16 protein-coding genes are annotated in these 11,589 nt (G+C 37.5%); 6 read left to right on the top strand and 10 right to left on the bottom strand.

The annotated features are described in order from the left end of the window. Window positions 1-12 precede the first annotated feature (12 nt). The 4 genes from QRN68_RS11075 to QRN68_RS11090 form a co-directional block, all read right to left on the bottom strand. Window positions 13-543 (bottom strand): DUF3841 domain-containing protein, encoded by a 531-nt coding sequence (locus QRN68_RS11075; protein WP_285396940.1) that lies wholly within the window; start codon window positions 541-543, stop codon window positions 13-15. A 151-nt stretch (window positions 544-694) separates the two neighbouring features. After that, entirely contained in the window at window positions 695-835 is a 141-nt protein-coding gene (locus tag QRN68_RS11080) for a hypothetical protein (RefSeq protein ID WP_285396941.1), read from the bottom strand. A gap of 287 nt (window positions 836-1,122) precedes the next feature. Next, window positions 1,123-1,830, bottom strand: a complete 708-nt coding sequence (deoD, locus tag QRN68_RS11085; protein ID WP_285396942.1) for a purine-nucleoside phosphorylase — start codon at window positions 1,828-1,830, stop codon at window positions 1,123-1,125. A 114-nt stretch (window positions 1,831-1,944) separates the two neighbouring features. Then, window positions 1,945-2,163 carry a YozE family protein gene (locus tag QRN68_RS11090; protein ID WP_285396943.1) on the bottom strand — a complete coding sequence of 73 codons (219 nt, stop codon included), beginning with the start codon at window positions 2,161-2,163 and terminating at the stop codon, window positions 1,945-1,947. Window positions 2,164-2,576: 413 nt separating this feature from the next. Between QRN68_RS11090 and QRN68_RS11095 the strand changes: the two genes are divergently transcribed. The 4 genes from QRN68_RS11095 (at window position 2,577) to QRN68_RS11110 (ending at window position 6,020) form a co-directional block, all read left to right on the top strand. Further along, the gene (locus QRN68_RS11095) at window positions 2,577-4,343 is read left to right on the top strand and encodes a methyl-accepting chemotaxis protein (protein WP_285396944.1); all 1,767 of its coding nucleotides are present in this window, start codon (window positions 2,577-2,579) and stop codon (window positions 4,341-4,343) included. 185 nt (window positions 4,344-4,528) lie between these two features. Beyond that, on the top strand, window positions 4,529-5,275 hold the full coding sequence (locus QRN68_RS11100) for a formylglycine-generating enzyme family protein (protein ID WP_285396945.1): 747 nt from the start codon (window positions 4,529-4,531) through the stop codon (window positions 5,273-5,275). Between the two features lie 119 nt (window positions 5,276-5,394). Then, window positions 5,395-5,790: a hypothetical protein gene (locus QRN68_RS11105; RefSeq protein WP_285396946.1), complete on the top strand. Its 396-nt coding sequence runs from the start codon at window positions 5,395-5,397 to the stop codon at window positions 5,788-5,790. Then, complete coding sequence (locus QRN68_RS11110; protein WP_285396947.1) at window positions 5,748-6,020, top strand: hypothetical protein; 273 nt, start codon at window positions 5,748-5,750, stop codon at window positions 6,018-6,020. The genes QRN68_RS11105 and QRN68_RS11110 overlap by 43 nt, the downstream gene beginning before the upstream one ends. Before the next feature lie 63 nt (window positions 6,021-6,083). Here the strand turns inward: QRN68_RS11110 and msrB are convergent, their stop codons facing one another. From msrB to QRN68_RS11135, 5 genes are all read right to left on the bottom strand, one after another. After that, window positions 6,084-6,512 (bottom strand): peptide-methionine (R)-S-oxide reductase MsrB, encoded by a 429-nt coding sequence (gene msrB, locus QRN68_RS11115; protein ID WP_285396948.1) that lies wholly within the window; start codon window positions 6,510-6,512, stop codon window positions 6,084-6,086. Further along, window positions 6,505-7,038 (bottom strand): peptide-methionine (S)-S-oxide reductase MsrA, encoded by a 534-nt coding sequence (gene msrA / locus QRN68_RS11120; protein ID WP_285396949.1) that lies wholly within the window; start codon window positions 7,036-7,038, stop codon window positions 6,505-6,507. The genes msrB and msrA overlap by 8 nt, the downstream gene beginning before the upstream one ends. A gap of 12 nt (window positions 7,039-7,050) precedes the next feature. Beyond that, a complete protein-coding gene (locus tag QRN68_RS11125) occupies window positions 7,051-7,632 on the bottom strand; it encodes a YpmS family protein (protein ID WP_285396950.1) in 582 nt (193 codons plus the stop codon). Window positions 7,633-7,636: 4 nt separating this feature from the next. Beyond that, on the bottom strand, window positions 7,637-8,569 hold the full coding sequence (locus QRN68_RS11130) for a GDSL-type esterase/lipase family protein (protein WP_285396951.1): 933 nt from the start codon (window positions 8,567-8,569) through the stop codon (window positions 7,637-7,639). A gap of 196 nt (window positions 8,570-8,765) precedes the next feature. Then, a complete protein-coding gene (locus QRN68_RS11135; RefSeq protein WP_285396952.1) occupies window positions 8,766-9,608 on the bottom strand; it encodes a DegV family protein in 843 nt (280 codons plus the stop codon). Between the two features lie 274 nt (window positions 9,609-9,882). On the opposite strand from QRN68_RS11135, the gene trhA reads away from it, so the two are divergent. Continuing rightward, window positions 9,883-10,518 carry a PAQR family membrane homeostasis protein TrhA gene (trhA, locus tag QRN68_RS11140; RefSeq protein ID WP_285396953.1) on the top strand — a complete coding sequence of 212 codons (636 nt, stop codon included), beginning with the start codon at window positions 9,883-9,885 and terminating at the stop codon, window positions 10,516-10,518. A 61-nt stretch (window positions 10,519-10,579) separates the two neighbouring features. Here the strand turns inward: trhA and QRN68_RS11145 are convergent, their stop codons facing one another. Beyond that, complete coding sequence (locus tag QRN68_RS11145) at window positions 10,580-11,065, bottom strand: HIT family protein (protein WP_285396954.1); 486 nt, start codon at window positions 11,063-11,065, stop codon at window positions 10,580-10,582. A 214-nt stretch (window positions 11,066-11,279) separates the two neighbouring features. Between QRN68_RS11145 and QRN68_RS11150 the strand changes: the two genes are divergently transcribed. Further along, entirely contained in the window at window positions 11,280-11,444 is a 165-nt protein-coding gene (locus QRN68_RS11150; RefSeq protein WP_285396955.1) for a hypothetical protein, read from the top strand. Window positions 11,445-11,589: the final 145 nt, after the last annotated feature.

An 11,589-nucleotide genomic window follows, 5' to 3' on the forward strand; every position in this document is an offset into this window, starting at 1 on the left:
AATCACATTTCATTATCCTTTACCGATAAATCTTGAAACTTTCTTAACTTGATCCATAGTAATTCTAGGCGTAACACCTTGAAACCAATTCTTCTTATAATCTCCAGCCCAATCAATTGGTCTACTAGCTAACCATTCATGGTCAAATAGCCGTTCCCAAGTATTTATTACTTCTTCTTTTTGGAATCCTCTCTCTTGGAAATAATCCCATTCTTTTTCATCATAAGTTATTGGACTATTATTTAAAATGCTATGCCATTCATCAAATGATGACCATAAAATATTATCTTCAGGAACATCTAATTTTAAAATAACCCATCTTTCACCTTTTGTTGCAAGCGCTTTTTCATTTCCGCTTGGTCTTCTTTGCCATAACCACACGGGAAAATTTTCTATGTTACAACTAGCTATGCGCTTTTTCATTTGACCTACCATCCATTCGTAGGCTTCGGGAAACATAGCAAATTTCTTGTCTCCTTCTAAGTATCCTTGCTCTCGCATTTTTTTATAAAGATATTCAGGTTGAACAGTGTATACAATCAAAAATATTCCTCCCTTGTTTCACATAACAAATAGCAACAATCTATAAGAAAACAGCTTTAAATTTTTAAGAAATAAGTGTCACATTACTTTATAGGCACATAATCACATCTAGCACCCTTCAAAAGAAAGGTGCTAAATCCAAATCAAGACCTTACTTTTCTAATCTTCTCGCAACCCTTTGCTTGGCACGTTCTGCTCGTACTTCAGGTGGCTCATAAGTGAATCCAAAAGCTTCAAGCTGAGCTTTACGTTCTTCCTCATTTTTAGATAGTTCCTTGGTTTTGATAGACATACCCAAAAAGCGACATACATTTGCTTCTTACATGCTTTCTAAAGGCGTTAACATGCAAAGTCATCCAAGAGCAATTAGGACATGCTACAATACATGAAACACTGAATACGTACTCTCATGTTGATCAAGACCAAAAGAAAGGAGCTACGGAGCTTTTTAACTCTTTATAAACAAATAAACCTCAACAGGCTCTCATTTATCGAGTCACCTATTGAGGATAAAAAATCTAATTAATTTTTAGTGTAGTCCCTTTGAAATTTCTTCCAAACTACAAACCCTTGCTACGCTTATTCTTGAATAGCTGCCTCTAAAGCAACAACGATCATGTCGTTGAACGTTGTTTGGCGCTCTTCTGATGTTGTTACTTCACCAGTTAGAATGTGGTCACTTACTGTTAGGATAGAAAGTGCTTTACGGCCGTATTTTGCAGCTAATGTGTAAAGTGCTGCTGATTCCATTTCTACAGCAAGTACACCGTATTGAGCTAATTTTTCGTTTTGGTGCTCATCAGAATAGAACAAATCTGCTGTGAAGATATTACCTACTTGTAAGTTTAAACCAGCATCTTTACCTGCATTGTACGCTTTTAATAATAAATCAAAGTCAGAGATTGGTGCGAAGTCGATAGCGCCGCCCCAAATGATTTGGTTCATACGTGTATCAGATGTTGCTGCTTGCGCTAAAATAACGTCACGAACTTTTACATCTTTTTGAATTGCACCACAAGTACCTACGCGGATTAATTTTTGAACATCATATTCTTGCATTAATTCTGTAGCGTAAATCGAAATTGAAGGCACACCCATACCAGTACCTTGTACAGAAATACGTTTACCTTTATACGTACCTGTATATCCAAACATATTACGAACTTCGTTATAGCAAGTAACATCTTCTAAAAACGTTTCAGCAATGTATTTTGCACGTAATGGATCTCCTGGAAGTAAAATTGTGTCAGCGATTTCGCCTTTTTTTGCATTAATATGAATACTCATACTGCAATCCCTCTTTTCTGTCAGTTGTCACTATAAATAATACTGTGTTTCTCATATTTTCGCAACGCTAGACGTCTAGCAACTTTTAATAAATTATATTGTTTTAAGCTATTTTCATCCTTGCTCTACATATAAAGACCATAATTCATCAAACATTTCTGTTGTTAAATTGTCAGTGGCGAACGATTCAATATAAGTAGATAGCTCATCAAAGTCTGTACTTTGCTTCGGAAAATTATGCTCGTTGAACACTTCCTCCGCAAATCGTACCTTCGGATCTGACCAATCCCCTCCTCTGAAAGTTAGTACATACAAATAAAAGCTCTTTTTCATACTTAGAATTCCCCTCTTTATTCATCAGCTTTTCGCTAGTTTATCAAAAAATATCATCTAAGTCTTCTACAATCAGGCTTTTATGGGAAGTTAATCTTCCACCAACCTTACTTGCTTTTGCAACATAAAACATTTACTGAATGAAGATAAACAAAACCAATTAAGCATTTTCTCCTATTAGAAATAACAGCACTATTTTCTTATCCTCTATAGACTTTCGTCACACAAAAAAACTATTCTTTGCAGTTCAAGAAATAAGAATTTTGCGAAAAAACAATAGAAATACCTAGAAAAATAAGGTAAAATTTAAATCAACTATCAAAAACAGGAAGGTGATGACGATGAAAAACTCTCATAAATCCAGCAATTCCGTACAAAAACGCCTGTTTCTCTTTAAAAATAGCTTTTCAAAAATGAAAGCAAATGATTTAGAAGATAGTAGGCATAATCTCCCTCTCACTAAAGAAAAACGACAACGTTTTTACCATTTAATTCGAGGCAAAGTGCTTATTATATTTTCTCTCCTTATCATCATTAATGGCACGATGGGCATAATGTCGTATGCCAATATACAGAATTTACAAAAACAAATGAAGAATTTCACTGAGAAAAACGTCCAAGAACAACTAACTGTCAACCAACTTGCGTATGAAATTGCGCTACTTACCAATTTAGAACAGGCCTATTTAATTAGTGGGAATGGGAGTTATGCTACTTCTTACAATATGAAAATTGATTCCATAGATAAAAAAATTACTGCCCTAGAAAAGCAGTTTACAGACAGAAAGCTAGAGCTAGGTCATATACAGGCAATCGATCAATATTATAAAAATTATCTTGAATACTCTACTAAGGTCATGACAATGCGTAATGAACTCGGTCTTGAGCAAGCTCGCAAACTTATGATGGGCGGTACTGGAGAATCGATGAAGCAGCATATCGATAAAAATATTGAGTCTATTAATTCGGTTATGGATGATGCAAATAAAACAAAATTAGATAAGCTTAACAAGCAGGTTACACTATCTATTACTTCTTTCTTCTTCATTTCACTAATAGGATTTATCGCAATCATTATTTTTGGTTATATGTTATTTAAATCATTAAAAAACAATACACAAGCTATTAACCATTCCATTCTCGATATTGCACAGGCTGGCGGAGACCTGACACGACGCGTTAACGTTCGTAATCATGATGAATTCTCAACTATTGCCGCTTCAACCAATATACTAATTGTATCAATCTCTAATTTGATTAAACGTGTCAGCGGACTGGCGGACCATGTATCAAGCAGTAGTCAGGAATTAATGTCATTAGCAGATGAAAATGCCCGTACTATACAGAATATTGCAGATACCACTACTGACATCGCTAGTGATAGTGAGAATACGATTTCTAGTATGACTAGCGCTCAACAAAAAATGAGTGATCTTGAGCATTCTGTGCACAAGTTAAATGAGCAAGCAAAAGCTGTACAACATGCATCTTTGTCAATGCGACAAGCAGCTGATGAAGGTAGTCGCTCTGTTCAACAATCTTCGTTAGTGATGCAATCTATTGAAGAAACGATGGCCTCCACTACTACCACAGTAGAAGCACTTGGTAGAAAATCTGCCGACATTACATCCATTATCGGCACGATTACAGCGATTTCTGAACAAACAAATTTACTTGCCTTAAATGCTGCAATTGAGGCAGCACGCGCTGGTGAGCACGGACAAGGCTTTGCTGTTGTAGCTGATGAAGTTCGAAAGCTAGCAAAGCAATCTCAAAGTGCCGCAAAAGAAGTCACATCCATTGTAACGTCAATTCAAGAGGAAGTGACATCTATCATCTCTCAAAACTATGAAGGTGTCACGTCCGTTATTCGTGGCGTTGAAGTAACGAATGAAACAAATCAATCTTTAGCCAATATTTTAACGCATACTAATGAAACGACGACAATTATCGCTGCTATGGTAGAGGAAATTACAATAACTCTTGATTATAGCAACGCTGTAGCGAATGATTTTGTCCATGTGAATGCCTACGCTGAACAATCAGCGGCCAACACATTCACTTCTGTAGCTACGGCAACCCAAGGAACTGCATCCATGCAGGAAATTAATGCCGCGGCCATAGAGCTTGCTCAACAAGCAGATAGTCTGCGGAATCTTGTTAGTGAATTTAAAGTTTAATGTCCGGAAAGATGTTCATTATAAATGAAGCAGATACATGATCTAGCGCTGGAGTTTTTAGATATCGTTTGTCATTATTGTATGGACGATAGGTAATTAATATAAACAAGCATTTTACCTTAATCCATGGATGGAGACTATGAAAGTAATGTCTAAAAACAATAGTTAAAGATTTGGAGAGAACAATGAAAACTAACTTAAATCATTACTTAAAAGAATTAATGGTGTATATTCCAGAAGGAGAAATCCACCTACGAGATTATCGAAACGAGCAAAAATGGATTAGTTCAAACTATAAATTTGGAATGCCGGGTATAAGAAAAAATTTAAAAGAAGTTATTTGGAATGTTGAGATAAAGCCATTTTATCTTGCCAAATATACTGTAACTGAAGAACTTTATTCGATTATTACGGGGAAGAAATTTTTAACAACAATACAGGATCATAAACCAATTGTTAATGTTTCATGGATAGATGCAGTAAATTTTTGTAATTCATTGTCTGACGCTCTAGGCTATGATAGGTTTTATGATTGTGATAAGAAAAGTAAATCAGTTGTATGCAATCCTAGTTCTAATGGTTTTCGATTACCAACAGATTCTGAATGGCAATATGCATGCAAAGCAAAATCAACAGGATATCGGTATGGTAATATTGATGAAATTGCTTGGTATAAAGATAATTCTAATGAACATGTACACCAAGTTGGTGAAAAAATACCTAATGAATGGGGCTTGTACGACATGATAGGAAATGTTTGGGAGTGGTGCTGGGACTTATACGATGAAGAGATATTTGGTAATTACCGAATAATTCGAGGAGGAAGTTGGGCTGAAGAAGAACGTGGATGTGGAGCTACTTGTCGACGTAAGAGTATGCCTGATTTCTTTATTGATGATATCGGATTTAGAATTGCACGATCAATCATTTAATATTCCTAAACAATTATGAAGTTCTATCCGTCGGTTCGATCGCCCTTTCCGTCACTTCGGCTGTTCTTTCCGTCGTTCCGATAGTTCTTTCCGTCGTTCCGATAGTTCTTTCCGTCGGTTTGACAAGTCTATCCGTCGCTTGGTTGTTCATCCGTCGGTTCGATGGTTCTATCCGTCACTTTGGCTGTTCTTTCCGTCGGTTCGATGGTTCTATCCGTCACTTTGGCTGTTCTTTCCGTCGGTTTGATGAGTCTATCCGTCACTTGATTGTTCTTCCGTCGGTTCGATGGTTCTATCCGTCACTTCAGCTATTCTTTCCGTCGGTTCGATCGCCCTTTCCGTCACTTCGGCTGTTCTTCCGTCGGTTCGATGGTTCTATCCGTCACTTTGGCTGTTCTTTCCGTCGTTCCGATAGTTCTTTCCGTCGGTTTGACAAGTCTATCCGTCGCTTGATTGTTCATCCGTCGGTTCGATGGTTCTATCCGTCACTTTGGCTGTTCTTTCCGTCGGTTTGATGAGTCTATCCGTCGCTTGGTTGTTCTTCCGTCGGTTCGATGGTTCTATCCGTCACTTTGGCTGTTCTTTCCGTCGTTCCGATAGTTCTTTCCGTCGGTTTGATGAGTCTATCCGTCACTTTGGCTGTTCTTTCCGTCGGTTCGATGGTTCTATCCGTCACTTCAGCTATTCTTTCCGTCGTTCCGATAGTTCTTTCCGTCGGTTTGACAAGTCTATCCGTCGCTCTTGATACAAAAAAAAACATCTTAAAACAAACAACCCCTAGCAAGATATATCCTGCTAGGAGTTGTTGTTATTTAAATAACGAAAGATATTCTGTATAGCCTTCTTTTTCTAAATCCTCTTTCGGAACAAAGCGGAGAGCAGCGGAGTTAATACAATAGCGTAGGCCTCCAAGTTCATTCGGTCCATCAGGGAAAACATGTCCTAAATGAGAGTCAGCTTCTTTACTGCGAACCTCTACGCGACGCATACCATGTGATGTATCGAAATGCTCTGTGACTTCTTCCTTTTCAATTGGCTTTGCAAACGCTGGCCAACCACAACCTGAATCGAATTTATCAAAGGAACTAAACAATGGCTTGCCTGAAACGATATCTACATAAATACCTTCTTCAAAGTGTTTATCAAATTCATTACGGAACGGTTGCTCTGTGCCATTTTCCTGTGTCACATAATACTGCATGTCCGTTAGTTCTTTTAATCGTTGTGCCTTATTCATTTTTTAGCCCCCAGTGTTGCTCCTGAAACGCCTTGCGACCAGAACCGACAGCATAGCGCTCGTAGTGCATTGGATTTTTCTTATAATAATATTGATGATAATCTTCAGCTGAATAAAACGTACTTGCTGGTAAAATTTTTACTGCAATAGGCTTATCGAACTTACCTGATTCCTCTAAATCTGCTTTAGAACGTTCTGCTAATTCACGTTGCTCTTCATTGTGATAATAAATCGCAGTTGTGTAGGACTCCCCACGATCATAAAATTGTCCACCCGCATCAGTTGGATCAATTAATGTCCAAAATGTCGCAAGTAATTGCTCATAAGAATAGTACTCATCATCAAACGTAATTTGAACCGCTTCAACATGCCCTGTCGTTTCAGAGCATACTTGTTCATATGTTGGATTGACAACATGTCCACCTGTATAGCCTGAAATCACCGATTCAATACCAGGTGTTTCGTCGAAGGGCTTGACCATACACCAAAAACATCCACCTGCAAATGTTGCATACTGCTTTGCCACTCATTTCACTCCTTATTCACCAGGAACGATAATCTCCAGTAAAATTTGATCTTTCGATAAGTCTAATTCCTTTGCCCGGACACGAGTTCCTGAATCAATGTTAATACGTGATAAGTCAATATATATTTCCGCTTTATTTGGATTGATTGTAATCCATGAAGGGAATTCCACCGAGTCTCGCATTATTTTCATGGCTGTCTCTGGCGGAATATTTAAAAGCCCAACATTCATTCCTGTCTGTTTTAAAATAATATTACCTTTCTTATCGACAACAGGATCGAAGTTCATAGAAATATCGATGTCTGTATTGAACACCGTTAATTTACTTGTTAATTGAATATCATCATCAATGGTAAAGTCCAACGGTAATGGTGATCCTTTAGAAGCATCCTTTAAATACTTTTTCGATATAGATTCCAATTCCTTCGTTGTTGTTTGGACAACGAGAATATTTCCTTTTACTTCACTTTCACCTTCTGAACTCTCCGCTAAATTTGCTACATCTACTGGTCTAGTTGCTAAATAAACGACGAGGAGGATTGCAAAAAGCACTGTGCCCGCCAAGGCAAAAAATGCGAATTTCCATTTATTCATTTTGTCACTCCTCGAAGCCTATTTCCTTGTTAATCTTTTGTTCCATACTACATTTCTCCATTGCTTCTAAAATTCTCTCTGTCATTTTTTCATATCCTTTTGCATTTGGGTGGAAGAAATCCGTATGATAAACGAGCTCTTTATTCGAATCAAACAAGTCCTCCACTGATACATAACAAGCATTCACATCTTCATTCGCTATGTCTTCAATGACCTTATTCCACTCCTTAATAATCGTTTCAAATTCATTGGCTTCATTTGTCACGATCGAGAATGGGTTATAAAAACCGATAAGAATTAAGGGCACTGTTGGATTTTTTTCTCGAATACCGGAAATGATTTTACTATAGCGTTCCTTAAACGCCAGCAATTCTTTATCAAAAGCATCTCGTTTTAAATTCAACAGATCCTTTCTGACTATCTTCATAACATCATTTCCACCCATTGTAATTGAAATGAGTTGTGCTTCTTGCAACTCTTCATCATAATGCCCTTTTTCCACTAATTTTAATAGCTGATCACTACGTCTTCCTCTTTTCCCTCGATTATCGACCTCAACGTCAGAGATCGAGGGCCAAGCTGTTAATGAATCTGTTAATCTACCTACAAAACCGTCTTGATTATACTCATCACCGACACCGGCTGTTAAAGAATCGCCGAGTGCCAAATAATTTAGTTGTTTTGCGCTTTCATCATCAATTTGCCGTAAATCCTCAGGAGTTGGCTCAAAAAAATGTTCAAAAATCTGCGTAAATACATTCCTTGAGGTTTTTTCCTCATTTTCTGTTTGTTGCTCATCCTGTCTCTTATCTTGCTCCGTCCCTGCTTGCTCCCCTCCCGGTTCAGCTTGCGGATTCGGTTCATCTATTGATATTGCACAACTACTAAGTACTAAGACGGTCAAACATGACAAAACGAGTATTCGCCAAATGTTCATTTGACCACCTTCCATCATTTGCTGTTTCTTCTATTATAGAATAGTTTATACTGCAATGAAAAGTGACTATACCTAAGTATTCCTCAAAATGTGTCCGTTTAAGTTGTTTTTCTCCAATTGTATACCGTTTTGCACTTATCCATTCCACATGAAAATAAAAAGCCACTACAATTACTTATGTAGTAGCTCTTATCTATTATTCTGCAAAATACATAAATCCAATTGCACCTGGACCAGTATGTGTCGAAATGATTGGTGAAGTAAAGGCAACTCCTACGTCATTAAAACCTGTTCCCTCGACCAATTCTTTTAATGGTCCCCCCATCGTTAGCATTCCATCGGCGTGAGAAATCCCAACTGACTTTACTGTTTTTCCGGCAGTATCTGCTTGGAATTGTTTAAATAAGTAGTTCACAACCTGTTTATGGCTACGTACTTTGGTTACGGGATTGTATGCGCCACCTTCTAAGTTTGCAATGACTTTGATATTCAGTAAAGAACCGATTAGACCTTTACCTTTCCCAATACGTCCGCCTTTAATTAAATTATCAAGTGTGTCGACAACAACATACAAATACGTATTTTCTCGCACCTTGTCCAGACGTTCCATAATCTCCTCGACAGTAGCACCTGCATCACGCATTTGAATTGCCTCTCGTAATTGAAACGCTAGACCAAAGGCGATAAAACGTGAATCAATAACAGTTACATCTGCATCCGTCATTTGCGCTGCTTGACGAGCTGATTCAACTGTTCCACTCATGCCACCAGTCATATGAATTGACAAAATTTGATCTCCATTTTTACCTAGCTCATCATATAATTCTTTAAATTTCCCCGGTGCAGGTTGCGAGCTTTTAGGCAAATTTTCGGTATTCTGCATGGAGCTTAAAAAAGATTGTGGCTCTATATCAACACCATCTGTATATGTTTTTCCATCAATTTGAATCGTTAAAGGCACAATATGTATACCATGCTTCGCTACTTCCTCTTTTGTTAAATCACAAGTTGAGTCTGTTACTATATGAATTCGTCCCACTTCGACACATCCTTTTACATCATTAAAATTAATTATATAGACTAACGAATCATTATGTAAACATGACAATTGTCATTAGACATCACCCTATTTAGTCTGTTTTGTAACCGCTACCTTGCATACTATAACGTTTTGTCGGGTACTTGTCTAACAAAGACCTCCAAACAATTAACCATCACTATGACAATTTTGATAATGAAAACATGACAAATGTGAATAGCAAGATGAAAATTATTGGCGTATAGTAAATATATGCACAAAAGGAGTGTTCGATATGCTAGATTCATTTGACTATAAAACATGGAAAGAAGAATTGTGGAATGCCATTACCCATGGCATTGGATTTATCGCAAGTATTCCAGCGCTAGTTGTACTTATTTTAGCAGCTGTACAAACCGGAAGTGCGGTCCAAATTATAACGTTTAGTATTTTTGGTGCCTCAGTTATTATTTTATTTTTAATGTCAACGCTGCTACATAGTATGCCTAAAAAATATAAACACATTTTCGCCATTCTTGACCATTCTTCAATTTATATTTTAATTGCTGGAACGTATACACCGTTTCTGTTTATTGCGGTCGGCGGGACATTAGGTATTACTTTACTATGTATTATTTGGTCACTTGCGTTATTAGGCGTTATTTTTAAATGCTTTTTTATTCATCGATTTGAGAAGCTTTCTTTAATTTTTTACATCGGTATGGGTTGGTTGATTATTTTTGCGATTAAACCTGTTTATCTTTACTTAGGCTTTAATGGTTTTGCTTTACTGTTAGCAGGTGGGCTTTTCTATACAATTGGAGCCATTTTTTACGCATGGCGATCCCTGCCCTACAATCATACAATTTGGCACCTCTTTGTGTTAGCTGGTTGTGGCTCGATGTATGCTTGTGTTTATTTTTACTTATAAAATTGACAAAAAATCGCTCTCTTCACATATAAAGGAGCGATTTTTTATATTGTTATAGGGGTCAATCTTTTAACTCCTTCGTTAATACCTTCAATGCATGCATGACATCACGCATATTCTCTTTATTATTCATATTATTCCTCGCATGAAGAAGAACTGGTCTAACCGATTCTACGGAGCGTCCAAATTCATACATCCATTCATAGCGAGGCACCATCCAAGTATGAAAATGATGTATCGTATCTTCATTGTAAAAATAATAAACATGCTCTATCCCTAATACGTCCCTTTGAGCTTTTCTGATTTTTGATAATAGATTTATATAATCCATTTTTTCCTCATCGTTTAGCTCATCAAAACATGTAATATGGCGCTTAGAAGCTAGAATGATTAATCCCTTTATCGGATAAGCAACATCTTGATGAGCATGAAAATAGTCCGTCTCCATCACCACGCCTCCATCTGGTTCAATGCGTCCACTCGTTATTTCACAGCTCAAACATTCCACTTCTACTGTTTTTCCATTTGATAAAGTTATTTTTCTCACAGATGCTCCCCTTCTGATTGAATCTAATATTGAAATGTAAAAATTATAAAGTCAATTGAACAAATTCTTTAAAAACTTCTTCTTCCTCAATAAACGGGTTATGATTAGACTGTTCAAAAATCGTAAATTTTGCATTAGGAGTTAAATCGGCAATTTCGATACCGAATTCGACCGGGCATTGTGCGTCACTTCGGCGGTTCTATCCGTCGCTTGATTGTTCATCCGTCGTTTCGATGGCTCTTTCCGTCACTTCGACGGTTCTATCCGTCGCTTTGATGACTCTTTCCGTCGCTTCGGCGGTTCTTTCCATCGCTTGATTGTTCAACCGTCGTTTCGATGGTCCTTTCCGTCACTTCAACGTTTCTTTCCGTCGCTTTGATGGTTCTTTCCGTCGCTTCGGAGGTTCTTTCCGTCGCTTGATTGTTCATCCGTCGTTTCGATGGCTCTTTCCGTCACTTCGACATTTCTATCCGTCGCTTTGATGGCTCTTTCCGCCGCTTCGAAGGTTCTTTCCGTCGCTTGAT

Origin of the sequence: Lysinibacillus sp. fls2-241-R2A-57, from assembly GCF_030209535.1 — a bacterium.
Taxonomy (GTDB): Bacteria; Bacillota; Bacilli; order Bacillales_A; family Planococcaceae; genus Lysinibacillus.

Coding starts and splice junctions, on each gene's coding strand:
- QRN68_RS11100 (WP_285396945.1), top strand. CDS start 4,529: ATGAAAACTAACTTAAATCATTACTTAAAAGAATTAATGGTGTATATT.
- QRN68_RS11130 (WP_285396951.1), bottom strand. CDS start 8,569: ATGAACATTTGGCGAATACTCGTTTTGTCATGTTTGACCGTCTTAGTA.
- deoD (WP_285396942.1), bottom strand. CDS start 1,830: ATGAGTATTCATATTAATGCAAAAAAAGGCGAAATCGCTGACACAATT.
- QRN68_RS11125 (WP_285396950.1), bottom strand. CDS start 7,632: ATGAATAAATGGAAATTCGCATTTTTTGCCTTGGCGGGCACAGTGCTT.
- msrB (WP_285396948.1), bottom strand. CDS start 6,512: ATGAATAAGGCACAACGATTAAAAGAACTAACGGACATGCAGTATTAT.
- QRN68_RS11090 (WP_285396943.1), bottom strand. CDS start 2,163: ATGAAAAAGAGCTTTTATTTGTATGTACTAACTTTCAGAGGAGGGGAT.
- QRN68_RS11095 (WP_285396944.1), top strand. CDS start 2,577: ATGAAAGCAAATGATTTAGAAGATAGTAGGCATAATCTCCCTCTCACT.
- QRN68_RS11110 (WP_285396947.1), top strand. CDS start 5,748: ATGGTTCTATCCGTCACTTTGGCTGTTCTTTCCGTCGGTTTGATGAGT.
- QRN68_RS11080 (WP_285396941.1), bottom strand. CDS start 835: ATGTCTATCAAAACCAAGGAACTATCTAAAAATGAGGAAGAACGTAAA.
- trhA (WP_285396953.1), top strand. CDS start 9,883: ATGCTAGATTCATTTGACTATAAAACATGGAAAGAAGAATTGTGGAAT.